General features: G+C 72.8%; 25 protein-coding genes, 1 pseudogene and 1 riboswitch. Of the genes and pseudogenes, 20 read left to right on the plus strand and 6 right to left on the minus strand.

Going from position 1 to position 24,136, the window contains the following annotated elements; genetic code table 11:
- The first annotated feature begins 2 nt into the window (after nt 1-2).
- The gene (locus ACFY0K_RS24380) at nt 3-635 is read left to right on the plus strand and encodes a helix-turn-helix domain-containing protein (RefSeq protein WP_390641637.1); all 633 of its coding nucleotides are present in this window, start codon (nt 3-5) and stop codon (nt 633-635) included.
- Nucleotides 632-754: a DUF6126 family protein gene (locus ACFY0K_RS24385; RefSeq protein WP_351955945.1), complete on the plus strand. Its 123-nt coding sequence runs from the start codon at nt 632-634 to the stop codon at nt 752-754. The genes ACFY0K_RS24380 and ACFY0K_RS24385 overlap by 4 nt, the downstream gene beginning before the upstream one ends.
- 21 nt (nt 755-775) lie before the next feature.
- Here ACFY0K_RS24385 and ACFY0K_RS24390 read toward each other — a convergent pair whose 3' ends face one another.
- Entirely contained in the window at nt 776-1,573 is a 798-nt protein-coding gene (locus ACFY0K_RS24390; protein WP_390641638.1) for a tyrosine-protein phosphatase, read from the minus strand.
- Nucleotides 1,574-1,771: 198 nt separating this feature from the next.
- On the opposite strand from ACFY0K_RS24390, the gene ACFY0K_RS24395 reads away from it, so the two are divergent.
- The 3 genes from ACFY0K_RS24395 (at nt 1,772) to ACFY0K_RS24405 (ending at nt 6,253) form a co-directional block, all read left to right on the plus strand.
- Nucleotides 1,772-3,844, plus strand: coding sequence for an alpha-galactosidase (locus ACFY0K_RS24395; RefSeq protein ID WP_390641639.1), 2,073 nt, complete (start codon nt 1,772-1,774; stop codon nt 3,842-3,844).
- A 308-nt stretch (nt 3,845-4,152) separates the two neighbouring features.
- Nucleotides 4,153-4,309: riboswitch (cyclic di-AMP (ydaO/yuaA leader) on the plus strand.
- Nucleotides 4,310-4,313: 4 nt separating this feature from the next.
- Entirely contained in the window at nt 4,314-5,240 is a 927-nt protein-coding gene (locus tag ACFY0K_RS24400; protein WP_390641640.1) for a peptidoglycan DD-metalloendopeptidase family protein, read from the plus strand.
- A 227-nt stretch (nt 5,241-5,467) separates the two neighbouring features.
- Nucleotides 5,468-6,253, plus strand: coding sequence for an SGNH/GDSL hydrolase family protein (locus tag ACFY0K_RS24405; RefSeq protein WP_351955949.1), 786 nt, complete (start codon nt 5,468-5,470; stop codon nt 6,251-6,253).
- Nucleotides 6,254-6,297: 44 nt separating this feature from the next.
- Here the strand turns inward: ACFY0K_RS24405 and ACFY0K_RS24410 are convergent, their stop codons facing one another.
- Entirely contained in the window at nt 6,298-6,900 is a 603-nt protein-coding gene (locus tag ACFY0K_RS24410) for a TetR/AcrR family transcriptional regulator (protein WP_390641641.1), read from the minus strand.
- 42 nt (nt 6,901-6,942) lie between these two features.
- Complete coding sequence (locus ACFY0K_RS24415; protein WP_382726528.1) at nt 6,943-7,467, minus strand: GNAT family N-acetyltransferase; 525 nt, start codon at nt 7,465-7,467, stop codon at nt 6,943-6,945.
- Between ACFY0K_RS24415 and ACFY0K_RS24420 the strand changes: the two genes are divergently transcribed.
- The 3 genes and pseudogenes from ACFY0K_RS24420 (at nt 7,466) to ACFY0K_RS24430 (ending at nt 9,236) form a co-directional block, all read left to right on the plus strand.
- The gene (locus ACFY0K_RS24420; protein WP_390641642.1) at nt 7,466-8,077 is read left to right on the plus strand and encodes a helix-turn-helix domain-containing protein; all 612 of its coding nucleotides are present in this window, start codon (nt 7,466-7,468) and stop codon (nt 8,075-8,077) included. The genes ACFY0K_RS24415 and ACFY0K_RS24420 overlap by 2 nt on opposite strands.
- A pseudogene (locus ACFY0K_RS24425) lies at nt 8,035-8,592 on the plus strand (MFS transporter); the annotation flags it as partial. The gene ACFY0K_RS24420 and the pseudogene ACFY0K_RS24425, both read left to right, overlap by 43 nt.
- A 101-nt stretch (nt 8,593-8,693) precedes the next feature.
- On the plus strand, nt 8,694-9,236 hold the full coding sequence (locus ACFY0K_RS24430; RefSeq protein WP_390641755.1) for an MFS transporter: 543 nt from the start codon (nt 8,694-8,696) through the stop codon (nt 9,234-9,236).
- Between the two features lie 12 nt (nt 9,237-9,248).
- Here the strand turns inward: ACFY0K_RS24430 and ACFY0K_RS24435 are convergent, their stop codons facing one another.
- Nucleotides 9,249-10,427 carry a Glu/Leu/Phe/Val dehydrogenase dimerization domain-containing protein gene (locus ACFY0K_RS24435; RefSeq protein WP_390641643.1) on the minus strand — a complete coding sequence of 393 codons (1,179 nt, stop codon included), beginning with the start codon at nt 10,425-10,427 and terminating at the stop codon, nt 9,249-9,251.
- A gap of 140 nt (nt 10,428-10,567) precedes the next feature.
- On the opposite strand from ACFY0K_RS24435, the gene ACFY0K_RS24440 reads away from it, so the two are divergent.
- The 7 genes from ACFY0K_RS24440 to ACFY0K_RS24470 all read left to right on the plus strand — a co-directional run bounded on the left by ACFY0K_RS24440 (nt 10,568) and on the right by ACFY0K_RS24470 (nt 17,758).
- Nucleotides 10,568-11,755, plus strand: coding sequence for an MBL fold metallo-hydrolase (locus tag ACFY0K_RS24440; protein ID WP_390641644.1), 1,188 nt, complete (start codon nt 10,568-10,570; stop codon nt 11,753-11,755).
- 887 nt (nt 11,756-12,642) lie between these two features.
- A complete protein-coding gene (locus ACFY0K_RS24445; RefSeq protein WP_390641645.1) occupies nt 12,643-14,949 on the plus strand; it encodes an ATP-binding protein in 2,307 nt (768 codons plus the stop codon).
- 92 nt (nt 14,950-15,041) lie between these two features.
- On the plus strand, nt 15,042-15,476 hold the full coding sequence (locus tag ACFY0K_RS24450; protein ID WP_390641646.1) for a roadblock/LC7 domain-containing protein: 435 nt from the start codon (nt 15,042-15,044) through the stop codon (nt 15,474-15,476).
- Between the two features lie 2 nt (nt 15,477-15,478).
- A complete protein-coding gene (locus ACFY0K_RS24455; protein WP_351714358.1) occupies nt 15,479-15,850 on the plus strand; it encodes a DUF742 domain-containing protein in 372 nt (123 codons plus the stop codon).
- Complete coding sequence (locus tag ACFY0K_RS24460) at nt 15,828-16,427, plus strand: ATP/GTP-binding protein (protein ID WP_351955959.1); 600 nt, start codon at nt 15,828-15,830, stop codon at nt 16,425-16,427. Before ACFY0K_RS24455 ends, ACFY0K_RS24460 begins: the two co-directional genes overlap by 23 nt.
- A gap of 61 nt (nt 16,428-16,488) precedes the next feature.
- Nucleotides 16,489-17,070: a GAF domain-containing protein gene (locus ACFY0K_RS24465; RefSeq protein WP_351955960.1), complete on the plus strand. Its 582-nt coding sequence runs from the start codon at nt 16,489-16,491 to the stop codon at nt 17,068-17,070.
- Nucleotides 17,071-17,137: 67 nt separating this feature from the next.
- Nucleotides 17,138-17,758, plus strand: coding sequence for a TetR/AcrR family transcriptional regulator (locus ACFY0K_RS24470; protein ID WP_390641647.1), 621 nt, complete (start codon nt 17,138-17,140; stop codon nt 17,756-17,758).
- Nucleotides 17,759-17,777: 19 nt separating this feature from the next.
- Here ACFY0K_RS24470 and ACFY0K_RS24475 read toward each other — a convergent pair whose 3' ends face one another.
- Both ACFY0K_RS24475 and ACFY0K_RS24480 read right to left on the minus strand, forming a co-directional pair.
- Nucleotides 17,778-18,917: a YbfB/YjiJ family MFS transporter gene (locus tag ACFY0K_RS24475; protein WP_390641750.1), complete on the minus strand. Its 1,140-nt coding sequence runs from the start codon at nt 18,915-18,917 to the stop codon at nt 17,778-17,780.
- Between the two features lie 98 nt (nt 18,918-19,015).
- Nucleotides 19,016-19,318 carry a muconolactone Delta-isomerase family protein gene (locus ACFY0K_RS24480; RefSeq protein WP_390641648.1) on the minus strand — a complete coding sequence of 101 codons (303 nt, stop codon included), beginning with the start codon at nt 19,316-19,318 and terminating at the stop codon, nt 19,016-19,018.
- Between the two features lie 107 nt (nt 19,319-19,425).
- Between ACFY0K_RS24480 and ACFY0K_RS24485 the strand changes: the two genes are divergently transcribed.
- The 5 genes from ACFY0K_RS24485 (at nt 19,426) to ACFY0K_RS24505 (ending at nt 24,077) form a co-directional block, all read left to right on the plus strand.
- The gene (locus tag ACFY0K_RS24485; RefSeq protein WP_390641649.1) at nt 19,426-20,355 is read left to right on the plus strand and encodes a LysR family transcriptional regulator; all 930 of its coding nucleotides are present in this window, start codon (nt 19,426-19,428) and stop codon (nt 20,353-20,355) included.
- A gap of 129 nt (nt 20,356-20,484) precedes the next feature.
- Nucleotides 20,485-21,201, plus strand: a complete 717-nt coding sequence (locus tag ACFY0K_RS24490; protein ID WP_390641650.1) for an SDR family NAD(P)-dependent oxidoreductase — start codon at nt 20,485-20,487, stop codon at nt 21,199-21,201.
- Between the two features lie 62 nt (nt 21,202-21,263).
- The gene (locus ACFY0K_RS24495) at nt 21,264-21,635 is read left to right on the plus strand and encodes a YybH family protein (protein ID WP_390641651.1); all 372 of its coding nucleotides are present in this window, start codon (nt 21,264-21,266) and stop codon (nt 21,633-21,635) included.
- Between the two features lie 176 nt (nt 21,636-21,811).
- Nucleotides 21,812-22,840, plus strand: coding sequence for an L-threonine 3-dehydrogenase (gene tdh, locus ACFY0K_RS24500; protein WP_351955966.1), 1,029 nt, complete (start codon nt 21,812-21,814; stop codon nt 22,838-22,840).
- Between the two features lie 43 nt (nt 22,841-22,883).
- Nucleotides 22,884-24,077: a glycine C-acetyltransferase gene (locus ACFY0K_RS24505; RefSeq protein ID WP_390641652.1), complete on the plus strand. Its 1,194-nt coding sequence runs from the start codon at nt 22,884-22,886 to the stop codon at nt 24,075-24,077.
- Nucleotides 24,078-24,136: the final 59 nt, after the last annotated feature.

Consider the following 24,136-nt stretch of genomic DNA (forward strand, 5'->3'; position numbering starts at 1 on the left):
GCATGAGCTCCTCCGAGAACGAGCGGGCGGGCGGGCCGGTCGACGACCTGCCCGCCGTCGCCCCGCAGCTGCGCTCCCTGCGCCGCCGCGCCGGCCTCACCCTGGAGGCCGCCGCCCGCGACGCCGGTCTGTCGCCCGCGCACCTGTCCCGGCTGGAGACCGGGCAGCGGCAGCCCTCGCTGCCGATGCTGCTCGCGCTCGCACGTGTCTACGGTACGACGGTATCGGATCTGCTGGGGGAGACCGTCGCCGACCGGGACGCGATCGTGCGCGCCGGCGACATGGAACCGACCCGCGCCGGCGGCTGGACGTACTGGCAGGCCGGGGCGTCCGGCCGGGGGATGCAGGCGCTGCGCGTCCGGGTGCCGTACGGCACCCAGGGCGACATCGTGCGGGTGCATCCCGGCGAGGAATGGCTGTACGTCCTGCGCGGCCGGCTCCGGCTGCGCCTCGGTGACACGACCCATGTGCTCGCGCCCGGCGACAGCGCGCACTTCGACTCGCTGACCCCGCACCGGCTCGCCGCCGAGGACGGGGACGGGGTCGAGCTCCTGTTCGTCCACACCCTGCTGCAGAGTCCCACGGCCATGCTGTGCCTGGGACCCGGCACCGGCATCCCTGGAGAGCTGCCATGAGCAATATCGAGGAGAAGTTCCCCCGGTCCCTGTGGATCCGGCTGGTCATCTACCTCGCCGTCGGGCACGTCCTGGCCGGCTTCCTCTACCTGCTGTTCGCGCTGGGCGGCAACAGCTGACCCGCCGCCCGCCGCCAGGCCTCAGTCGAGCAGGCGCCCGCGCAGCCGCTCCCTGGTCTCCGGGGTCAGCTTCAGGCCCTGCTCGAGGTAGGCGTCGACGTCGCCCCACGTCTCGTCGATGCTCTCGAAGGCCGCCGCGAGGTACTCCGCACGGGCGTCGAAGAGCGGGCTGAGCAGCTCCATCACCTCGGGGCTGTACACGCTCTCCCCGCTGCCGCTGCGCTTCACCTTGTAGCGGCGGTGCTTGGCGTTGGACTCCAGGTAGTCGGCGAGGATCGCGTCCCGCTCCACACCCACCGCGAGCAGCGTCACCGCTATGGAGATGCCCGCCCGGTCCTTGCCGGCCGCGCAGTGCATCAGCGCCGGGACGCTGTCCTCGGCGAGCGCGTGCAGCACGCGCGAGTGCTCGTCGGTGCGGTCCTTGACGATCGTGCGGTACGAGGCGACCATCCGGGCCGCGGCCTTGCCGTCGCCCAGGAGCCCGCGCAGCTGCTCGATGTCACCCTCGCGGACCATCGTCCAGAACTCGGCGCCGTGCGCCGGGTCGGTCAGCGGCAGGTTCACGTTCCGCGTGCCGGGCAGCTCGACGTCCGGGCCCTCCAGCTTCTGGTCGGCCGCGTTGCGGAAGTCGAAGACCGTGTGCAGGCCGAGCGAGGCGAGGAACTCCGTGTCCTCCTCGGTCGCGTGCGCCAGATGGCCACTGCGGAACAGCACGCCCGGTCGCACCCGTCGCCCGTCCACGGTCGGCAGGCCGCCCACGTCACGGAAGTTGCGCACACCGGCCAGCTCGGGCTCGGTCGACGGGACCTGCTGCGTCACGGGGGGCTCCTCCCGGTCGGCCCCGTCGGCGCTGCTCGTCGACGGGCACTGGACCGACCATACGACATCGGTTTCCACGGGCAATGAGTTGTCCACAGGCATCGCCTCCGCGGCCCGTGCCCCTTGCTTCCGGGGCCCGTAGCCGTTGATGATGTTGGGGCTTGAGCGGATCTGTTGGCCCCTGTGTGAGGTTTCTCGATGGTGGACATCGCCGAAAACGGTCGTACCTGGCTGCTGTCAGGCCCCGGCAGCAGCTACGCGCTGCATCTGACGGAGACCGACGAACTGCTCCACCTGCACTGGGGGCCGAGGATCCGGCTCGCCGACGCCGAAGAGCTCACCACCCGGGTCCTGCCCGGCTACTGGCCCTTCGAGTCCCCGCTGGACGGCCGCGAGGAGTACCCCGTCGAGGGCGGCCCCCGCTTCGTGCGCCCCGCGCTGTCCGTGCGGACCGAGGAGCGCCGGGGCACCGAGTGGACCTTCGACACGTACGAGGTCGAGGACGACGAGCTCCGGCTGCGCTTCACGGACGACGGCATCGTCATCACCCTGCACTACCGGATGCGCGGCGACGTCGTCGAGCGCTGGGTGAGCGTAGCCAACGAGGCACGCACGCGCGTGGAGCTGCTGCGCGCCGACCCCGCCACCTGGACGCTCCCCGACCGCGAGGGCTGGCGGCTCTCCCAGCTGCACGGACGCTGGGCCGCCGAGTCCCGCCTCACCAGGGCCCCGCTCACCTACGGCGAGAAGGTCATCGGCAGCCGCCGCGGCCACACCGGCCACCAGCACCTGCCCTGGGTCGCCCTCGACACCGACGCCACCGAGGAGCGCGGCGAGGTCTGGGGCTGCGCCCTCGGCTGGTCCGGCTCCTGGCGGATCGCGGTCGCCCAACTTCCCGACGCGCGCGTGCAGATCACCGGTGGCGCCGGCTACGACGACTCGGGCCTGCTGATGCTGGCCGAGGGCGAGTCGTACACCAGCCCGGTCTTCGCGGGCCTGTGGACCGACGGCGGCTTCGGTGGGGCGAGCCGCGCCTGGCACGCCTACCAGCGGGCGTACGTCATCCCGGACGCCGACCAGGACCGGCCGGTGCTGTTCAACTCCTGGGAGGCCACCACCTTCGACATCTCCGAGGAGCAGCAGGCCACCCTCGCCCGCCGAGCCGCCGCGATCGGCGTCGAGCTGTTCGTGGTCGACGACGGCTGGTTCGGCGCCCGCACCAGCGACCGCGCCGGCCTCGGCGACTGGACGCCCAACCCCGACCGCTTCCCCAAGGGCCTCAAGCCCCTCGCCGAGTACGTGCACGCCCTCGGCATGCAGTTCGGCATCTGGGTCGAGCCCGAGATGGTCAACCCGGACAGCGACCTGTACCGCGCCCACCCCGACTGGGTGCAGTACCAGCAGGGACGAAAGCGCACGGAACTCCGCAACCAGCTCGTCCTCAACCTGGCCCGCGAGGACGTCCAGGAGTACCTCTGGGGGCAGCTCGACGCCCTGCTGTCCAGCGCCCCGATCGACTACGTCAAGTGGGACTTCAACCGCTGCTTCACGGACGCGGGCTGGCCCGGCGAGCCCTACCCGCAGCGCCTGTGGGTCGACCACGTGCGCGGCCTGTACGCCCTGCTCGACCGGATCCGCGCGGCCCACCCGAACGTCGCCATCGAGTCCTGCTCGGGCGGTGGCGGGCGGATCGACCTCGGGATCATGAGCCGTACCGACGAGGTGTGGACCTCCGACAACACCGACCCGCTGGACCGGCTCGCCATCCAGCACGGCTTCAGCCAGATCCACCCCGCCCGGGTCATGTCGGCCTGGGTCACCGACAGCCCGAACCACCAGCTCAACGGCCGGATCAGCAGCCTGCGTTTCCGGTTCGTCAGCTCCATGGCCGGGGCGCTCGGGGTCGGCGGCGACCTCTCGCAGTGGACCGAGGAGGAGCTGGCCGAGGCCGGGCGCTGGGTGGAGCTCTACAAGGAGATCCGGCCCCAGGTGCAGCGCGGCGAGCAGTTCCGGCTGCGGCCGCCGGCCGGCGGGCTCAGCGCGGTGCAGTACACGCTCGGCGACGAGACCGTCGTCCTGGCCTGGCTGCAGGCGCAGAGCTACGGCGAGCCGGCGCCGGCGCTGCGGCTGCAGGGGCTCGACCCGACCGCGTCGTACGAATGCCGCGAAACGGGCGAAGTGCATCGGGGTGCCGTGCTGTCGCACCACGGGCTGCGCACCGGGCTGAAGGGTGACCTGGACGCGGCGGTCTTCCGGCTCCGCCGGGTCTGACGCATACGCCCGAATTGGAACCTTCGTCATAACTTGCTCTGGAATAAGCGGACGTGGTGTGACGTGCGTGAGGAGCGTCATATTCGTGACCGTCCGTCGCGCGTCATGCTCACGTAATCCTGATGTTCCGCAAGCGAATTGGAAATGCGACTGGGGCCGGAATTCACGGAGGGTGACCGGAACTTCCCTTTATGGATCACGTCGGAACCGGACGGCCGGAACCGGGTGCTTGTCCACGTCCGTCTTACTCGCTTACGTTCGCCGCACATCCGGTCGGAACGCCGAATCCTGCCGCCGCCCGGAGTCCCCACACACACTCACCCGTGCCCGGCAGGAGCGGGGGACCCACCAGGTATGACCGCCTGTTCCGGTTCCCGGGACGGCTCGGGGTGCAGCCACTTCCTTGTGGCCGGGCAGCTCCAGCCCGAACCCGACAGCTCACCTCGCAGGCGCAGGAGAGGAATGCGCCATGCCCGCGAAGGGTAAGCACCGCCGTCCCAAGTCCCAGCGCCTCACCCGTTCGATGGCCGTCGCCGGAACCGGTGGCGCCGCGCTGGCTCTGCCGCTCATGGGAGCCACCGGCGCCCACGCGGCCACCACGCAGTCCCTTTCCGAAAAGACCACCCAGTCGCTTCCCGTGGCCGAGAAGGCCGCGGTGAAGGAGGCGCCCGCAGGGCATTCCGGCGCCGCGCATTCCGCGCATCGGATCTACACGGTGGTGCCCGGCGACTACCTCTCGAAGATCGCCCGCGACCAGAACGTCCGCGGTGGCTGGCACCGGCTCTACGCCGACAACCGGCAGGCGGTCGGCGGCAATCCCTCGTTGATCCACCCCGGCCTCAAGCTCACCCTCGGCGGCCGGCACGCCGCGCCGACCGACTCCGGCTCTCGTCCCGAGGCGCAGTGGAGCCCGCAGTCGTCCACCTCGTCCTCGGTCACCTCCTCGGACACCTCGGACGTCTCGGGTGATTCGGCCACGACCGCCGCCGGCTTCACCCTCCCGGTCGCCGGTGGCGCCATCGGCACGGGCTACCACGTGGCCGGCAGCATGTGGTCCAGCGGCTACCACACGGGCGTCGACTTCGTCGTCCCGACCGGCACCCCGGTCAAGGCCGTCGGCGCCGGCACCGTCGTCACGGCCGGCTGGGGCGGCGCCTACGGCAACCAGGTCGTCATCCGGCTCGCCGACGGCTACTACGCGCAGTTCGGCCACCTCTCCGCCCTGTCCGTCTCGGTCGGTCAGACCGTGACCGCGGGCCAGCAGATCGGCCTCTCCGGCGCGACCGGCAACGTGACCGGCCCGCACGTCCACTTCGAGATCCGCACCACCCCCGACTACGGCTCGGACGTGGACCCGGTCGCCTACCTCCGCTCCAAGGGCGTCACCGTCGGCTGACCCGGCAGGCCCCGACCTCCGGCATTCCGGGGCCGCTCCACACGCGGCCCCGGAATCAGGATCGACACGTCAACGCCGCTGGTCAGGGACTTATTCCAAGATTGGCAAAGTATTTAGCAGTGTCTTATCTCACCGAGCGTCAACCCCTTATTACGGTCGCGTAGGTCACAGCCGAAGGTGAATCATGGCCCGACGTGGGAGACGATTCGAAGAGTGACAATGCATCAGTGATCGGGTCGTACGCAGCGGTGGGGGACAGCTTCACCGAGGGCGTGGGAGACCCCGGCCCCGACGGGGCGTTCGTCGGCTGGGCCGACCGGTTCGCGGTACTGCTGTCCGACCGGCGGCCCGAGGGCGACTTCAGCTACACCAACCTCGCCGTACGCGGGAAACTGCTCGACCAGATCGTGGCGGACCAGGTGCCGCAGGCCCTGGAACTCGCCCCGGACCTGGTCTCCTTCTGTGCGGGCGGCAACGACATCATCCGCCCCGGCACCGACCCCGACGAAGTGGCCGAACGGTTCGAGCGGGCCGTGGCCCGGCTGACCGAGGCCGTCGGCACGGTGCTCGTGACCACCGGCTTCGACACCCGCGGCGTGCCCGTCCTCAAGCACCTGCGCGGCAAGATCGCCACATACAACGGACATGTCCGGGCCATCGCCGACCGGTACGGCTGCCCGGTCCTCGACCTGTGGTCCCTCAAGACCGTGCAGGACCGGCGGGCCTGGGACGGCGACCGCCTGCACCTGTCTCCCGAGGGGCACACGCGCGTGGCGCTGCGCGCCGGTCAGGTGCTCGGCATCGAGGTGCCGGCCGACCCCGACCAGGCATGGCCCCCGCTGCCGCCCCGCGGCACCCTGGAGGTCCGCCGCGACGACGTGCACTGGGCCCGCGAGTACCTGGTCCCCTGGATCGGGCGCCGGCTGCGCGGCGAGTCCTCCGGCGACCACGTGACGGCCAAGGGCGCGCTCTCCCCGGACGACATCAAGATGCGGATCGCTTCCGTGGCCTGAGGCGGAGCCGGCGGGTAAGGGGTGGCCGCACTGCGGGCCGCCCCTTACTGCTGCTCGGGCAGCCCCAGTTCGCGCGCCAGCGCCTCGTCGGCCCAGGCCTGGGCCCTGGCCCGGGGTACGGCGCCCGGGTACGAGGTCAGCTGGACGGCGAGCCCGTCGAGCAGCGCGGTCAGCCGCAGCGCCGCCGCCGTGGGGTCCGGGCACCGGAACTCGCCGGCCGCCACCCCCTCGGCGATGACCTCGGCTATGGCCGCCTTCCACTGCTGGTCCAGCCCCTTGGTGACGTCCCGCAGCGCGGGCTCCCGCAACGCCACCGCCCAGCCCTCGATCCACAGCCGCCAGCCCTTGGCCTGGCCGGTCGGCGCGTACCAGCGCACCGCGGCCCGCAGCCGGCGCAGCGCCGACGTGCGGCGCCCCAGCAGCTTGCGCAGATGCGCCAGGTCGTCCTCGGCGGCATAGGTGAAGGCGGCGGCGACCAGCTTCTCCTTCGTCGAGAAGTGGTACAGCACCAGCGCGTTGCTCACCCCGAGGGCCGAGGCCACATCGGCGATCCGCACCGCCGCCACGCCCCGCGCCTCGATCTGCCCGATGGCCGCCCGCAGCAGTTCCTCCCGCCGCTCGGCCACGCTCAACCGCACTCTCGCCACGCGGTCACCCTAATCGGTCGTCCCGCCACCCGCGTTGCCGTCTCAGGCCAGCGGCAGCCGCATGATCGTCAGGTCCAGCCAGCGGCCGAACTTGGTGCCCACCTCCCGGACCGTGCCGACGTGCTCGAAGCCGAACCGGTCGTGCAGCCGGACCGACGCGGCGTTCCCGGCCTCGATGCCGGCGATCATCACATGGTGGCCGGCCTCGCGCGCCGAGGCGATGAGCGGGCCGAGCAGGGCGGAGCCGATGCCGAGCCCGTGGCTGCCCTCACGGACGTACACGGAGTTCTCCACCGTGTGCCGGTAGCCGTCCAGGGCGCGCCACGGGCCGTAGACCGCGAACCCGGCCACCTCGCCCGGCGCGTCGGCCGGCTCGGCCACGAGCGCCGAGCCGCGTTCCAGATGGGCCGCGAACCAGGCCGCGCCCTCCGCGGGGGACTGCGGGGTCTCGGTCCACAGCGCCGTCGAGTGCTCGATCGCGTGGTTGCGGATCGCGCGGACGGCCTCCTCGTCGGCGGGCCGGGCCGGGCGCACCACCACCAGGCCTCTCTCGTATATTGGATTCATGTCCAACATAGTAGAACCCTCGGCCGACCCCTTGGTGCGGCAGATCGCCGCACGGGTCCGCACCGAGCGGGAGCGCCGCCGCTGGACGCTGGCGCAGCTCGCGGACGCCTCCGGCGTCTCCCCGGCGATGATCAGCCGGATCGAGCGCGGCGAGAGCAGCCCCACCGCGGTCGTCCTCGGCAAGCTGTCCGCCGCCTTCCAGATCGGCGTCGCCTCGCTGCTGTCCCTCGCCGAAGGCGCGCAAGGCGCGCAGGAGTCCGTGGCCGACACCCAGGGAGTACGGCGCGCGGCCGACGCCGCCGAGTGGCGCGACCCCGGCACCGGCTACCGGCGCCGCCAGATCACCGGCCCGCGCTTCCCGGCGGAGATCGCCGAGATCCGGCTGCCCGCCGGAGCCCGGGTGCCCTACCCGGCCGCGGCCTTCGCCTTCGTACGGCAGCTGGTCTGGGTCCTCGACGGCCGGCTCACCTTCCACGACGGCGACACGGTCCACGAACTCGGGGCCGGCGACACCGTCGAACTCGGCGCACCGGCCGAGCGCGTCTTCGCCAACACCACCGACGCCGAATGCCGTTACGCCGTCGTCCTCACCCGCGACGCGCGGCCGTGAGCCCGCCGCTGCCCCGCGGCGGCACGTTTCTGCTGGCCGTCACGGCCGGGACGGCGATCGCGAACAACTACGCCGTGCAGCCCGCGCTCACCGCGGTCGCCACCGACCTGGACGTGCCGCTCTCCACGATCGGCCTGGTGCCCACCGCCGCGCTCGCCGGCTGCACGACCGGCTTCGCCCTGCTGCTCCCGCTCACCGACCACCTCGCCCCGAACCGCCTGGTCGCCGCACAGCTCACCGCCCTGGCCGCCGCCCTGGCGCTCGCCGCCACCGCGCACCACGCGTCCGTGCTGCTGGCCGCCTATCTGCTCGTCGGAGCCGCCGCGAGCGTGGCCGCCCAGGCCGGCAACATCGCCGGCCGCCATGCCCGGCCGGGCCGCGGCGGAACCGGCGTCGCCCTCGTCGCCGCCGGCATGTCGGCCGGCATCCTGCTCAGCCGGCTCGCGGGCGGCGCCCTCACCGACGCCTTCGGCTGGCGCCGGATGCTCCTCGTCTTCGCCGCCCTCGCCCTGCTCGGCGCGCTCGCCGCCGCGACGCTCCTGCCCGGGCAGCGCCCGCCCGCCTCCCGCGGCTACCGTGCCACCCTGGCCGCCCTCCCGCCGCTGCTCCTGCGCCGGTGCTCCTGCGCCGGCCGGGACTGCGCCGCGCGGTGGCCACCGGAGCGCTCTGGTACTTCGCCTTCAACCTCTGCTGGATCGCCCTCACCCTGGCCCTGGCCCGGCCGCCGCACTCGCTCGGCCCGGCCGCCATCGGCCTCTACAGCCTGGCCGGGCTGCTCGGCTTCGCCGCGCTCCCGTACACCGGCCGCCTCACCGACCGGTACGGCCCGCGCACGGTCATCGGCGTCTCCATGGCCGCCGCCGCAGCCGGTACCGCCCTGCTGGCCACGGGCCTGGACGCCCCCTGGCGCACGGCCCTCGGCCTCGCCCTCTTCGACGCCGGCTGCTTCGCCGCGCAGGCCGCCAACCAGAGCCGCGTGATCGCCCTCGACCCCGCCCGCTCGGGCAGCCTGAGCAGCGTCTACCTGGTGGTGTACTTCTCGGTCGGCGCCCTGGGCACGGCCGTCGCCGCACCCCTGCTCGACACGCTCGGCTGGCAGGCCACCAGCCTCACGGCCACCGGCGCGCTGCTGCTCGCCGCTGCGCTCGGGCGCCGCTGAGGACGTGCCGCGTCACCGGTACCAGCCGAACCGCTCCGCGATCACCGGCAGCCGGTCGGCCACCAGGGCGTGGGCCGCGGCCCGCGGTGTCGTGCCGTCGGCCGCCGCGCGGTCCAGCATCAGCTCCACCAGGGCCCGCATCGAGCGGCGGATGTGGGCGAACGCCTCGTCGGCGTCGGGACCGATGTCGCCGAACAGGGTCCACCACCACCAGGCGTTGGTGCCCGAGTTGACCACCACGTCCGGCAGCACCGTCACCCCGCGCGCGGTGAGCCGCTCCTCCGCCTCGGGGAGCACGGGCATGTTGGCCGCCTCCACGATCCAGCGCGCGGCGATCACGTGCTCGTTGTCCGCGTCGACCACGTACGACACCGCCGCCGGCACCAGCACCTCCGCGTCCGCGGACAGCCACGCGTCACCCGGCAGTTCCAGGTCACCGGGGCGCAGCACCGCGCGGTCGACGGTGCCGTACGCGTCCCGCGCGCGCAGCAGCGCCTCGACGTCGAGACCCGCCGGGTTGGCGATCGTCCCCTTGACGTCGGCGACGGCCACGACCGTGAGCCCCGCGCGGGCGAGGAACCGCGCCGTGGCCCCGCCCATCGTGCCGAGCCCCTGCACGGCGACCCGCGTCCCCGCGTAGGGCACCCCGGCCCGGTCCAGCGCCGCCAGCGCCGACTCGGCGACCCCGCAGCCGCCGGCCAGCTCGTCGAGGCCGATCCCGTCCACCTCGACGGCGAAGGCGTCCGCCAGCCGCCGCCGGGCCGCCGCCTCGTCGTCCAGCAGCGGGTACACGGCCTGGACCGAGGAGACCAGCCCCGCCTCGGCCGCCGCCCGGTCCACCAGGTCCTGGGTGAGCCCCAGGTCCTCGCCGGTGGTCCAGAAACTCTCCACGTACGGCCGCATGGCGCGCAGGTAGCGGACCAGCAGGGCGTACGCCCCCGGGTCCTGCGGATCGCAGTCGATGCCGCCCTTGGCGCCGCCCAGCGGGATGTAGCGGCCCTCGGGGTTGTAGTGCAGGGCCTCCTTCATCGTCATGCCGCGCGCGAGCCCGGTCACCTCCTCCAGGGTGCAGCCGGGCCGCATCCGCAGACCGCCGCTGGCCACGCCCCGCACCAGCCGGTCGACGACCAGGAAGCCCCGGCGGCCGGTGACGTGGTCGGTCCAGACGAGGGACATCAGGGGAGCGGTCACGGAAGCTCCTCGGGAGCGGTGTGAAGGAACAGTGTTACTGAACAGTGGGTCAGTATCGGGAGGCGGGTGGGGCGGTGTCAACGCCCACTGCCGCAAGGGCCGACCATAATGGGGACCTCGGCGACACCTCTGGAGGTACCGTGACCGGTTTGCGTTCCCTGAGCTCCGGGCTCCGCGTGCTGCGGCCCGCGGCCTTCGGCGCGGACCCCGGCGGCGAGCGCATGGCCCGCATCCAGCGCTCCCCGCACTTCAAGGACGGCGTCTTCCAGAACCCCGGCGGCACCACCCGGATGCGTCCCTCGGGCTCGATGGTGGAGTTCGCGAAGACGTACTTCGAGAAGGAGCAGCGCGCTCGCCGAGCTCCCCGTGGCACCGTCCCGGTGCACCCCACCACCGTCGCCGACCTCGCCGCACCCCCCGCCACCGGCCTGCGGGTGACCTGGATGGGCCACTCCAGCGTCCTTGCGGAGATCGACGGACACCGCGTCCTGTTCGACCCCGTCTGGGGCGAGCGCTGCTCCCCGTTCCCGTTCGCCGGGCCCAGGCGGCTGCACCCGGTGCCGCTGCCGCTCGCCGCGCTCGGCCCGGTCGACGTCGTGGTCATCTCCCACGACCACTACGACCACCTCGACCTGCCCACCATCAAGGCGCTGGCCGGCACGGACACCGTGTTCGCCGTACCGCTCGGCGTCGGCGCCCACCTCGAACAGTGGGGTGTACCCGCCGGCCGGCTGCGCGAGCTGGACTGGCACGAGGAGACCAAGGTCGGCGGGCTCACCCTGACCGCCACCCCGGCCCGGCACTTCTGCGGCCGGGGGCTGCGCAACACCCAGCACACCCTGTGGGCGTCCTGGACCGTCGCCGGCGAGGAGCACCGGATCTACCACAGCGGCGACACCGGCTACTTCGACGGTTTCAAGGACATCGGCGCCGACCACGGTCCTTTCGACGTGACGATGATCCAGATCGGTGCGTACAGCGAGTTCTGGCCCGACATACACATGACGCCCGAGGAGGGCGTGCGCGCCCACCTCGACCTCCAGGGCGGTCAGCCGCACGGCGTGCTGCTGCCGATCCACTGGGGCACCTTCAACCTCGCCCCGCACGCCTGGGCCGAGCCGGGGGAGTGGACCAAGGACGCCGGTGACGAGGCGGGCCAGGCGGTCGCGCTGCCGCGTCCCGGCGAACCCTTCGAACCGTCCGGGAAGCTGCCCGCGGACCCCTGGTGGCGTACGGTCTCGGCGCCGATCGCCCGGCCGTGGCAGCGCGAGAAGCGGACCGAGGGCGCCCCCGGGCAGGAGGACCTCGGCCTCGCGGGCGAACGGTGACGACGGTCCACCGGCGCGGAATGTGACGAAGCACCTGTGACTCCGGCACCGCTGTGGCGGTGCCGTGGAAGTGACGTGCATGCCCCTGCGCAACGTGGGCAGGGGCACCGCCATGAGCCATGAGCCATGAGCCATGAGCCATGAGCCATGAGCCATGAGCCATGAGCCATGCGCATATGCCAAGTCCCGCTTACTTACCGGGACTTGAACTCTCCCGGCGCTTCTGCACCGAGGCCCTCCGGCCCCTCCTGGAGGAGGCCGCTCCCGGTGCCCCTCCACTCCGCCGTCCGCGTCGGGTCGGATTCGGAAGTGCTCGGTTGGAACCGCCACGCCGGACGCATCGGACAAGGTCCCGAGCCGCCCGGACCTGGCGCGGGCCGCGGCCGACGCCGTGACGGGCGTCGGCGCCCACGACGGCCCGCCCCGCGCCCCGCCGGAGGACCGCCGGAGCCAGAACGGTCACCGTGGGTGACGCTCTGGGGGGTGCTGGGAGGAGCGTGGGCGGCCCCACGGCCGACCTGGGGGGCGACCGCGGGCCTGCGGGCGGAGGGGAGGCGAGTGAAGCGGAATGCCGGAGGTCCAGGCTCGCGTCTTCTGCGTGTGACCGTTTCTGAGCAGGTCGGATCGGTGAGTGACTGTTCGGGGGTGAGGCGCCGACGGGGTTATCGGTCTTTCGTACGACGGCTCATACCAGAGCGGGACCATCTCCGGGGGACTTTGTCAACTGCCCACCGCACATGATGCGTCGGCGACTACTGTGAGTGTCCGTCGGACGACACGGGGCCGAATTCTTTTGCGGTCCCCTCGCCCGGCACCGCGATGGCGCATGCCCGACTCGCGCGCCCCGCGCGAGAGACCAGGCCCGACGGACCAGTACGAGGACGCAGATGTCTCACCTCCGTGCACCGGCCGCCCGCGCCGACCGCCGTGAGGGCGGCCGGCACGGACGACCGGTCGCCAGACCCGTTCCCGCGCTGCCCGAGACCCACATACGGCCTCAGCTGATGCGGCTGGCGGTACTGCCACCGGTCGCGGTGGCACTCAGCGGCTGCGCTGCCGTCCTGTTCACCGTCCGCTCCACCGGCGCCCGGCCCAGCCTCACCCTGCTGGCCGTGCTCACCGGAGCGGTCTCGGTGACGGCCGCGGGCATCGTGATCGCCGCCGTGGCCGCGGGCCGCGCCGCCCGCTCGGTCAGCGACCGCGTCGCCGTCCTGCGCCGCAACGCCGCCCGCGGCGAGGCCGATCTGCTCGCCCTCGTCGACGCGCTGCGCCGCGGCGAGACCCCGCCCCAGCGCAAGCCGCGCGGGGGTCCGCCCGAGGACGCGGACGACTTCGAGCTGCTCGCCGCCGACCTGTCCCGCGCGCACGACGGCGCCGTCACCGCCGTCGTCCAGGCGGCCCAGCTCTCCAGTCAGGCCGGCAGCGAACAGAAGCTGGAGGTGTTCGTCAACCTGGCGAGGCGGCTTCAGTCCCTCGTGCACCGGGAGATCTCGATCCTCGACGAACTGGAGAACGAGATCGAGGACCCGGACCTCCTCAAGGGCCTCTTCCACGTCGACCACCTCGCCACCCGGATCCGGCGGCACGCCGAGAACCTCGCCGTCCTCGGCGGCGCCGTGTCCCGGCGGCAGTGGAGCAACCCCGTCTCCATGACGGAGGTGCTGCGTTCCGCCATCGCCGAGGTCGAGCAGTACTCCCGGGTCAAGCTCGTCCCGCCGATCGACGGCGAACTGCGCGGGCACGCCGTCGCCGACGTCATCCACCTCCTCGCCGAACTCGTCGAGAACGCCACGGTGTTCTCCGCCCCGCACACCCAGGTGCTGCTCCGCGCCAACCTCGTCACCTCCGGCCTCGCGGTCGAGGTCGAGGACCGCGGACTCGGCATGCCGGTCGGCGAACAGTCCAAGATGAACGCCCTGCTCGCCGACCCCGACCAGGTCAACGTCGCCAGCCTGCTGGCCGACGGCCGCATCGGCCTCTTCGTCGTCTCCCAGCTCGCCCGCCGGCACGGCATCAACGTCCGCCTCCAGACCAACATCTACGGCGGCGTCCAGGCCGTCCTGGTCGTACCGCAGGGCCTGCTGGGCACGGCACCGGGCGTACCAGGCGTACCTGGTTCGGTTCCGCAGCCGCTCGGCACGGCGAACGGGGGCGGCGCGCCGGGGGCGCAGACCGGTGCGCCCGGCACCGGGGGAGCCCGGCCGTCCGACGGCACCGGAGTGCCTTCAGGCGTCCGTGGCACCGCCGGACCGGACACGGGCGCCCGAAGCAGGGCCGCCGCGGTCGGTCCGCCGGCCGGCCGAGGCCCCGGACAGCAGCAGAGTCCCGCCACCGCCGGGCGGCGCCGGCACGCGCAGCAGGACAGCACGCCCGCGCCGCTGCCGGTGCGCGGTGCCCAGGAGACCCGCCCGAACCCCGCCGAGGCGCTGCCCGGCATCCGCCCCGAGGACCGGCCGGCGGTCGCCGAGCACGCGGGTGCCCCGCCGGTACCGCGGGTCGGCGCCGTGCGGGGCACGATGGGCAAACCCCAACTGCCGCGCCGCCGCGCCCAGGAGCACATCGTTCCCCAGCTGCGCGGCGGCCCGGCACCCCGCCCGGAGAACGAGAACCCGGCCGGACACGACCCCGGCCTGATGGCCGCCTTCCAGCGCGGCATCGGCCTCGCCGAGGCCCAGCAGCACCTGGAGGCCACCGAGACGGAGCCGAACGCCGCCGCGCCGGTGGGCGGGACACATGGCGGGTCGCCCCATGACGGCTTCACCATCATGGGCTTCGCCGACATGGCCGCCCACGACGCATCCGGTGACCGACCGCCCAACACGTCGCATGCCACGCACATGGACGCGGCACACGTAGAGACGGCACACATGGCGCCAGACCCGATGGCGGCGGACTCCCTGGCCCCAGGCCACATGGACCCAGGCCACACGGCCTCGGACCACACGGCCTCGAATCACACGGCCTCGGACTACACGGCCTCGAATCACACGGCCTCGGACTACACGGCCTCGAATCACATGGCCACAAGCCACCCGTCCACGGACCACATGGCCCCCGCACACATCACCCGGCCCCACCGGGACTCCGCCGAGAGCCAGCCGGCATCGCGGCCCCAGTCGTACTCCCAGGCCCTGCGTCCGGTGCACACCTCCGAATTCACCTCCCGGCCCGACGGGAGCGCACCTGCCGGATGACCAGCACTCTTTCCACCCCCGCCCCCACCCCCACCCCCACCCCCACCCCCAGCGCTCCCGCTGGTCTTCGTACCCCAAGGAGTCGATCCACCATGGCGAGCGATGCGCCGACCGCCCAGGTATCCGACCTCGACTGGCTGATGAGCGGCCTGGTGCAGCGGGTGCCGCACACCACCAGCGCGGTGCTCCTGTCCTGCGACGGGCTGGTGAAGTCCGTGCACGGCCTGGACCCGGACAGCGCCGACCACATGGCAGCGCTCGCCTCCGGCCTGTACTCGCTCGGCCGCAGCGCGGGCATCCGGTTCGGCGACGGCGGGGACGTCCGACAGGTCGTCGTCGAACTCGACTCGACGCTGCTGTTCGTCACCACCGCCGGCTCCGGCACCTGCCTCGCCGTGCTGGCGGGCCGGGAGGCCGATGCCGCGGTCCTCGGCTACGAGATGGCGATGCTGGTCAAGAGCGTTCGCCCGTACCTCGTCACCGCGCCCCGGCAGCACGCCGTCGAATCCCCGGCGATGAGGCCTTGAGGGTGGCGGCAGCCGGCGACGGGCCCTGGCTCGACGACGCGGCCGGACGCCTCGTGCGCCCGTTCACGGTCAGCAACGGCCGGACCGAGCCCAGCATCGCCCTCGACCTCATGTCGCAGGTGATGGCCACCGGGTCCACGCCTCTCGGCTACCTCGGTCCCGAACACGCACAGGCCCTCGACCTGTGCCGCGCCCCCGTCTCGGTCGCCGAGGTCGCCGCGCACCTCAAACTGCCCGCCGTGGTCACCAAGGTGCTGCTCTCCGACCTCGTCGACTGCGGGGCGCTGACCGCCAAGCCCCCCGTGTTCCACCACAACCCCACTGACCGGTCCCTCCTGGAGGCAGTGCTCGATGGACTACGACGACAGCTCTGATCCCTTCCCCACCGCACTGAAAATCCTGGTGGCCGGTGGGTTCGGGGTCGGCAAGACCACCTTCGTGGGTGCGGTCAGCGAGATCGCGCCGCTGTCCACGGAGGAACTCCTCACCACGGTCAGCGCCGCGACCGACAGTCTCGACGGGATCGAGAACAAGGTCGAGACGACCGTGGCCATGGACTTCGGCCGCATCACCCTGGACCCGGAGCACGTGCTCTACCTGTTCGGCACGCCCGGACAGGAGCGGTTCTGGTTCATGTGGGACGAACTGTCCGAAGGTGCGCTCGGCGCGGTCATCCTCGCCGACACCCGGCGCCTGGAGGACTGTTTCGCGGCCGTCGACTTCTTCGAGGAGCGCGGCCTGGGCTTCATCGTCGCCATCAACGAGTTCGACGGCTCCTACCGCTACGACCCCGAGGAGGTGCGCGCCGCCATCGACCTCGACCCGGAGGTCCCGGTGGTGCGCTGCGACGCCCGGATCTCCAGCTCCGGGGTGCAGACCCTGCTCACCCTCGTCCGCCATCTCATCGCCCACGCTCCGGTCTCCGCGCCGAGCCGCGGCGCCCACAGGTGAACCCCATACACCCCTCACGGAGCCCGTATATGACCCGCGTCCACTGCGACGGAGCCCGCGCATGAGGTACGACCCGTCGCGCCCGGCCGGCCGGCTGCTGCTCACGCCGGAGGACAAGGAGGCCCCCGAACGCACCCGGCGCCTCGGCCAACTGCGCCTGGGCGAAGACCCGGACCCCGCCCTCGACGCCTACGCGGACCGACTCGCCGGGGTCACCGGAGCGCCGTACGCCATGGTCAACTTCATCGACGTGAACCGTCAGTTCTTCGCGGGCCTGCACCTGCCGGACGTGGCACCGCCCGTGGTACGGCCGGACGGCAGCACCCCGGTACTGGGCCGTGAGCTGCCCCGCGACCACGGTTTCTGCCCCCATGTGGTGGTCCGGCGCAAGGCGCTGGTCCTGGAGGACGTCTGCGACTACCCGCGGTTCGCGGGCAACGCGGTCGTCGACGAGTTCGGCATCCGTTCCTATCTGGGCGCGCCGCTGATCGACAGCACGGGGACGGTGCTCGGCACGGTGTGCGTGGTCGACGTGGAGCCGCGGCCCTGGGGCCGGCCCGGTCTGGAGACCATCAAGTCGTCGGCGGCGGAGCTGGTGGCCCGCATCGAGCGGCGCGAGGCGGACGGTCTGCCGCTGCTGTGACGGCGGAACAGCACGGGAACGAGCCCGTTGCTAGCCGACCGGTCTAGTACCCCCGTACCCTGGTGGTATGGGACGTACCAGTGACGCCAGGCGGAAGATCCTCGACGCCGCTCGCTCGCTGATCGAAGGGCGCGGCTACGCGGCGCTCGGCGTGGCCGAGATCTGCAAGGCCGCCGAGGTGCCGAAGGGCAGCTTCTACTACTTCTTCGAGTCCAAGGAGGCTCTCGCGCTCGCCGTCGTCGACGAGCACTGGGCGGCGCAGCAGCGCGACTGGACCCGGGCCCTGACCGGCGACGCGGAGCCGCTGCGGCGGCTGCGGCGGCTGTTCGAGGAGACCGAGGCGGGTCAGCTCGCCGGCCAGCGGGGCTGCGGGACCGTGGCGGGCTGCCTGTTCGGGAACCTGGCGCTGGAGCTGAGCAACCAGACCGAGGCGGTCCGCGGACGGCTGCAGGAGATCTTCGACGCCCAGGTCGGCATGGTGGAGTCGGTCGTCGCCGAGGCCCGGGAGCTTGGCGAGGTGAACGTGACCGACACCCGGGAGGCGGCGCGCGCGGTGGTGGCCCAGCTGGAGGGCCAGGTGATGTTCGCCAAGCTGTACAACAGCACCGGCCGGCTGAGCCCGCTCTGGGACAACTGCCGGGCCCTGCTCGGCGTCACAGCGGCGCAGGGCACGGGGGCCGGAGTCTAGGAACGGGCCCGGGAGGGGCCTAGGAGCGGGCGGCCTCCGCCGGTTGCGGGTGCCGTACCGGCACTGTGTGGTCCGCACCCATGTGGTGCGGGAAGCCGATGCGCAGCACGGCGGCGGCGACGGCGGCCGTGAGGACGACCAGGGCGGCCAGGAGCAGGGCCGGGTGGTAGCCGTGGCGCAGCAGCGGGGCGACGAGCAGTGGGCCGAGGATCTGGCCGGCGGAGTACCCGGCGGTCAGCAGGGCGACGGAGCGTGGGAAGCGCAGGTGCGCGCCCGTGGCCAGGGCGAGGGTGCTCACGCCCAGGAACGTGGCGCCGAACAGCACGGCCGAGCCGAGGGCGGCGGCCGTACTCCCGGTCAGCGCGGGCAGTGCGATGCCGGCCGCCTGGATCGTGAGCGCGGTCAGCAGCAGGCCGGGGCGGGACCAGTGGTGCCCGAGCCGGGCCCACAGCGCCGAGGACGGCACGGCGGCCAGCCCCACCAGCACCCAGGCGCCGCTGGCCACCCAGCCGGGGGAGCCCTGGCCGATCGCCGCGACCAGGAAGGTACCGGCGACGATGTAGCCGACGCCCTCCAGGAAGTAGCTGACGAAGAGCGCGCCGAACCAGCGGTGGGTGCGGATCCCGGGCCGGGTGCCGCCGGATCCCCCGGCGGCCGGCGCGGCCTCGGGGCGCAGCCGCCACGAGGCCGCGGCCAGCACCGCGGTGAGCGCGCCGGCCGCCCACCAGGCCGCCCGCCAGTCGGAGACGGACCGCAGGGCCAGGACCAGCAGTCCGGACAGCGCGATGCCGGCGCCCACCCCGCCGAAGGCCCAGCCGGGCAGGTGCGCCGGGTGGTTCCGCAGACGGTGCAGCACAGAGGCGACGGCGATCACGAACACCAGGGCGCTGGCGGCTCCGGCCAGCAGCCGCAGCGCGCCCCACACCGCCGTGCTGTGGGTGAGGGGCATCGCGGCGAGCGTGGCGGTCAGCAGGAGCAGGGCGCCGCGCAGCACGGCCCGTGACCGGACCAGCGCCGGGGCCAGGGTGCCGGCCAGCGCGCCGACGAGGTAGCCGGCGTAGTTGGCGGTGGCCAGGTTCGCCCCGGCTCCGGCGGACAGGCCGGCCTGGTCGTGCATCAGGGGCAGGATCGGGGTGTAGACGAAACGGCCGACGCCCATGCCCGCGGCGAGCGCCGCGGCGGCCCTGGCGACATGCGCCCAGGGAGAACCCGAGGCGGAGCCGGAGCCGGACGCGGCGGCTGACGCGGAGGCAAGAGTCATCGGGTGACCTCGGCCCGGCCCGGGTCGTTGGGGTGGGACTCCAGCGGGGTGACGGTGACCGTCATCCACGGGCGCAGCGGCAGGGTGCCGAGCACCTTCTCGTGGAGTTCCGCCTCGTCGGCGGCGCACCAGACGCCGATGCTGCGCAACTCGCCCACGGGGCGCCACAACCGGGCCAGGTGACCGGTCGCGGCCAGTTCCCGCGCCCGCACGGCCTCCGCGGCCCGCCGCCGGCCGACCTCGTCCTGGCCCGTGCCCTCGGGAATGTCGGTGGTGATCTCGACCAGGAACTCGCGCACGATGTGCTCCCTAGGTTGTCGTTGGTTCCATCGTGCGGCGCCGCCGGCACCGCTGCCACGACCGGCCGGCTCACTGCTGGGAGGCGCAGCCTTCCAGCGCGCGTAGCATGACGCGCGTGGAACTGCGCCAGCTGCGGTACTTCGTCGCCGTCGCCGAGGAGCTGAACTTCGGCCGGGCCGCCGAGCGGCTGCTCATCGCCGGCCCGTCCCTCTCGCAGCAGATCAAGGCGCTCGAACGGGACCTGGGCGTCCGGCTGTTCGACCGGGACCGCCGCTCGGTCTCCCTCACCCCCGCCGGTGCCGCGCTGCTCCCGCACACCCGGGACCTGCTGGCGCGGGCCGACGACCTCAGGCGCCGGGCGGGCCGCCTCTCGGGCTCCGAGTCGGTACGGCTCGGTTACGTCAACTGGCTTCCGCCGGACCTGGGTTCGCGGACGGCCGCGGTGGCGCGGGTCCATGTGGACGCGTGGGTCGCGCCCTCCCACACCCAGGCCGCACGGGTCGCCGACGGCAGCCTGGACCTGGCCGTCTGCTGGGTGCGTACCGAGGACCTCGAACGGTACGGGCTGCGGGCCCGGCTGATCGGCGCGGACCGGCTGTACGCCGTCGCCAAGGGCACCGACCCGAGCGACCTGCCGGCCGAGGACGCCGACGTCCTGATCGACGACGACGTCACCTCCTGGGCCTCGTGGAACGCGTACGCCGAGGAGCTCACGCGGGCCGTCGGCGCCCGCCCGGTGCGCATCTCCGACGGGGCCGTCACCGGCCCCGCCTACTTCGACCACGTCCGGCGCTGCACCCGGCCCGTCCTCAACTCGCCCAAGGGCCAGGCCGCTCCGCTCCCGCCCGACCTGGTCCGCCGCGAGATCGTCACCCCGAAGGTGTACTGGACCTGGTCCCTGGTCTGGCGCGCGAGCGAGGACCGGGCCGGTGTCCTGGCCGTCGTCGACGCCCTGTGCGACGGCGTCGGCGACCTCGGGATCCACGCCCCGGACGCCTGGTTGCCCGCAGACGACCCCTACGCCCTCCGCGGCTGAGCCGCGCTGGGAGGCCATGCCTCCCAGCCGGGAGGAAACCGATCCTGGCGCGCCCGGCGGGCCCGGCCTACGGTCCCAATAGTCGACCGGTCGGCTAGTGACCGGTCAGCCACTACGGAGAAGGCCAGCATGAGCACGCAGCAGCAGCAGAAGGTCGCGATCGTCACCGGTGCCTCGCAGGGCATCGGCGCCGCCCTCGTCGAGGGTTACCGCAAGCTCGGCCACGCGGTCGTCGCCACCTCGCGCACCATCGCCCCCGCCGACGACGCCGGCGTCCTGACCGTCCAGGGCGACATCGCGGACCCGGCGACCGCCGAGCGGGTCGTGGCCGCCGCCGTCGAGCGGTTCGGCCGGATCGACACCGTGGTCAACAACGCCGGCGTCTTCGTCGCGAAGCCCTTCACCGAGTACACCGCCGCCGACTACGCGGCCGTGACCGGCATCAACGTCGCCGGCTTCTTCCACCTCACCCAGCAGGCGGTCCCGCACCTGCTGGCCCAGGGCGGCGGGCACATCGTCTGCGTCACCACCAGCCTCGTCGACAGCGCGGACGCCCGGGTCCCCTCCGTCCTGGCCTCGCTGACCAAGGGCGGCCTGCAGTCCGCGACCAAGTCCCTCGCGATCGAGTACGCCACCCGTGGCATCCGTGTCAACGCGGTGTCACCCGGCACCATCAAGACCCCCATGCACCCGGCGGAGACCCACGAGTTCCTCGCCGCCCTGCACCCGGTCGGCCGGATGGGTGAAGTGGGCGACATCGTCGACGCGGTGCTCTACCTGGAGACCGCGCCGTTCGTCACCGGCGAGATCCTGCACGTCGACGGCGGTATGAGCGCCGGACACTGACGGCACGGCCCGTCTTTCACAGAGGACCCACCGAGGACCCCCTAGGAGAAGAAGGAGCGGACATGACCAGCACGACGGAGGACACGGCGGTCCTGAGCGCGGTGCTCGACCGGTGGAAGGCGGCCGTCGACGCACACCAACCCGAGAGCGTCGCGGCCCAGTTCACCGAGGACGCCGTCTTCCAGGGACTGCGCCCCTACAGCGTCGGACGGCAGGGCGTCGCCGCGTACTACGACTCCCAGCCCCTCGGGATGAAGGCGGCGTACCGCCTCCTGGAGACCCGGCGGCCCGCCGACGGCGTCGTCCTCGGCTACCTGGCGGTCGAGTTCTCCTTCACGGACCGGCCCCCGCTGGACGTGAAGCTCTCGGTCCTCGTCACCCGGACGGGCGAGGACTGGCACATCGCCCACTACCAGGTCTCCCGCCTCGACTAGCCGTCCCCTGCCGGGTGTTCCGGGGGCGTGAAGCCGAGCTGTGGCGGCGCTTAAGAAATCCTCGATGGACCGATGCGCCCGGGTGCGGCAGATTGCTGTGAGATTTCACCCCCTCCCCGGCCGCGGACCGCTTCGGCGTCCCCGCGGCCGGGACCTCACGCACAGGAGCCGTAGCGTTGAAGGCGCTGGTCAAGGAGAAGGCGGAGCCCGGGCTGTGGCTCACGGACGTGCCGGAGCCCGCGGTCGGACCCGGTGACGTACTGATCAAGGTCCTGCGGACCGGTATCTGCGGCACCGATCTGCACATCCGGGCCTGGGACGGCTGGGCCCGGCAGGCGATCACCACCCCGCTCGTGGTCGGCCACGAGTTCGTCGGCGAGGTCGTGGCGACCGGCCGGGACGTCACCGACATCAAGACGGGCGACCGCGTCAGCGGCGAGGGCCACCTCGTGTGCGGCAAGTGCCGCAACTGCCAGGCCGGCCGGCGCCACCTGTGCCGGGCCACGATCGGCCTCGGCGTCGGCCGGGACGGGGCGTTCGCCGAGTACGTCGCGCTGCCCGCGGGCAACGTCTGGGTGCACCGCGTCCCCGTCGACCTCGACGTGGCCGCGATCTTCGACCCGTTCGGCAACGCCGTGCACACCGCCCTCTCCTTCCCGCTGGTCGGCGAGGACGTCCTCATCACCGGGGCGGGGCCGATCGGCCTCATGGCCGCCGCGGTGGCCCGGCACGCGGGCGCCCGCCACGTCGTGATCACCGACGTCAGCGAGGAGCGCCTCGACCTCGCCCGCAAGATCGGCGTGAGCCTCGCCCTGAACGTGTCACGGGCCGGGATCGCCGACGGGCAGCGGGAGCTGGGGCTGCGCGAGGGCTTCGACATCGGCCTGGAGATGTCCGGCAGGCCCGAGGCCATGCGCGACATGATCGCCAACATGACGCACGGCGGCCGTATCGCCGTGCTCGGCCTGCCCGCCGAGGAGTTCCCCGTCGACTGGGCCCGGATCGTCACCTCGATGATCACCATCAAGGGCATCTACGGCCGTGAGATGTTCGAGACCTGGTACGCGATGTCGGTCCTCCTGGAAGGCGGACTCGACCTCGCCCCCGTGATCACCGGCCGCTACGGCTACCGCGACTTCGAGGCGGCCTTCGCCGACGCGGCGAGCGGCCGCGGCGGCAAGGTCATCCTCGACTGGACCGCGTAGTCCGTCGCACCAATCCGCGCGAAAACCCCTGGGAGCTTCTGGAATGTTCGACTCCGTGCGCGACGACCTGCGTACCACCCTCGACGAGATCCGCGCCGCCGGCCTGCACAAGCCCGAGCGCGTGATCGGCACCCCGCAGTCCGCGACCGTGTCCGTCACCGCGGGCGGCCGCCCCGGCGAGGTCCTCAACTTCTGCGCCAACAACTACCTCGGCCTCGCCGACCACCCCGAGGTGATCGCCGCCGCCCACCAGGCCCTGGACCGCTGGGGCTACGGCATGGCCTCCGTCCGCTTCATCTGCGGCACCCAGGAGGTCCACAAGGAGCTGGAGGCGCGGCTTTCGGCGTTCCTCGGCCAGGAGGACACGATCCTCTACTCCTCCTGCTTCGACGCCAACGGCGGTGTCTTCGAGACCCTGCTCGGCGAGGAGGACGCGGTGATCTCCGACGCCCTCAACCACGCCTCCATCATCGACGGCATCCGCCTCTCCAAGGCCCGCCGCTTCCGCTACGCCAACCGCGACCTGGCCGACCTGGAACGGCAGCTCAAGGAGGCGCAGGGCGCCCGGCGCCGGCTCGTCGTCACCGACGGCGTGTTCTCCATGGACGGCTACGTGGCCCCGCTGCGCGAGATCTGCGACCTCGCCGACCGCTACGACGCGATGGTCATGGTCGACGACTCGCACGCCGTCGGCTTCGTCGGCCCGACCGGGCGCGGCACCCCCGAGCTGCACGGTGTGATGGACCGCGTCGACATCATCACCGGCACCCTCGGCAAGGCCCTCGGCGGTGCCTCCGGCGGCTACGTCGCGGCCCGCGCCGAGATCGTCGCCCTACTCCGCCAGCGCTCCCGCCCCTACCTCTTCTCCAACACCCTGGCCCCGGTGATCGCCGCGGCCTCGCTCAAGGTCCTCGACCTGCTGGAGTCGGCGGACGACCTGCGAGTCCGGCTCACCGAGAACACCGCCCTGTTCCGCCGGCGGATGACCGAGGAGGGCTTCGACGTCCTCCCCGGCGACCACGCCATCGCCCCCGTGATGATCGGCGACGCGGCCGAGGCGGGCCGGATGGCCGAGCTGCTGCTCGAGCGGGGCGTGTACGTGATCGGCTTCTCCTACCCGGTGGTCCCGCAGGGCCAGGCCCGGATCCGGGTCCAGCTGTCCGCGGCCCACTCGACGGAGGACGTCAACCGCGCGGTGGACGCCTTCGTCGCGGCCCGGGCGGAGCTGGCGGCCTGAGCGGACCCGCCGTCGGGCCGGAAGCTCGGCCCGACGGCCCGGGCGGCCCGAGCAGCTCA

This window comes from Streptomyces sp. NPDC001507 (assembly GCF_042894765.1).
Lineage (GTDB): Bacteria > Actinomycetota > Actinomycetes > Streptomycetales > Streptomycetaceae > Streptomyces.

What these genes read in the sequence shown, in the direction of transcription:
- ACFY0K_RS24380 (WP_390641637.1), top strand. Translation starts at nt 3, where the DNA reads ATGAGCTCCTCCGAGAACGAGCGGGCGGGCGGGCCGGTCGACGACCTG.
- ACFY0K_RS24385 (WP_351955945.1), top strand. Translation starts at nt 632, where the DNA reads ATGAGCAATATCGAGGAGAAGTTCCCCCGGTCCCTGTGGATCCGGCTG.
- ACFY0K_RS24395 (WP_390641639.1), top strand. Translation starts at nt 1,772, where the DNA reads ATGGTGGACATCGCCGAAAACGGTCGTACCTGGCTGCTGTCAGGCCCC.
- ACFY0K_RS24400 (WP_390641640.1), top strand. Translation starts at nt 4,314, where the DNA reads ATGCCCGCGAAGGGTAAGCACCGCCGTCCCAAGTCCCAGCGCCTCACC.
- ACFY0K_RS24420 (WP_390641642.1), top strand. Translation starts at nt 7,466, where the DNA reads ATGTCCAACATAGTAGAACCCTCGGCCGACCCCTTGGTGCGGCAGATC.
- ACFY0K_RS24415 (WP_382726528.1), bottom strand. Translation starts at nt 7,467, where the DNA reads ATGAATCCAATATACGAGAGAGGCCTGGTGGTGGTGCGCCCGGCCCGG.
- ACFY0K_RS24445 (WP_390641645.1), top strand. Translation starts at nt 12,643, where the DNA reads ATGTCTCACCTCCGTGCACCGGCCGCCCGCGCCGACCGCCGTGAGGGC.
- ACFY0K_RS24450 (WP_390641646.1), top strand. Translation starts at nt 15,042, where the DNA reads ATGGCGAGCGATGCGCCGACCGCCCAGGTATCCGACCTCGACTGGCTG.
- ACFY0K_RS24460 (WP_351955959.1), top strand. Translation starts at nt 15,828, where the DNA reads ATGGACTACGACGACAGCTCTGATCCCTTCCCCACCGCACTGAAAATC.
- ACFY0K_RS24465 (WP_351955960.1), top strand. Translation starts at nt 16,489, where the DNA reads ATGAGGTACGACCCGTCGCGCCCGGCCGGCCGGCTGCTGCTCACGCCG.
- ACFY0K_RS24470 (WP_390641647.1), top strand. Translation starts at nt 17,138, where the DNA reads ATGGGACGTACCAGTGACGCCAGGCGGAAGATCCTCGACGCCGCTCGC.
- ACFY0K_RS24475 (WP_390641750.1), bottom strand. Translation starts at nt 18,917, where the DNA reads ATGGGCGTCGGCCGTTTCGTCTACACCCCGATCCTGCCCCTGATGCAC.
- ACFY0K_RS24485 (WP_390641649.1), top strand. Translation starts at nt 19,426, where the DNA reads ATGACGCGCGTGGAACTGCGCCAGCTGCGGTACTTCGTCGCCGTCGCC.
- ACFY0K_RS24490 (WP_390641650.1), top strand. Translation starts at nt 20,485, where the DNA reads ATGAGCACGCAGCAGCAGCAGAAGGTCGCGATCGTCACCGGTGCCTCG.
- ACFY0K_RS24495 (WP_390641651.1), top strand. Translation starts at nt 21,264, where the DNA reads ATGACCAGCACGACGGAGGACACGGCGGTCCTGAGCGCGGTGCTCGAC.
- ACFY0K_RS24505 (WP_390641652.1), top strand. Translation starts at nt 22,884, where the DNA reads ATGTTCGACTCCGTGCGCGACGACCTGCGTACCACCCTCGACGAGATC.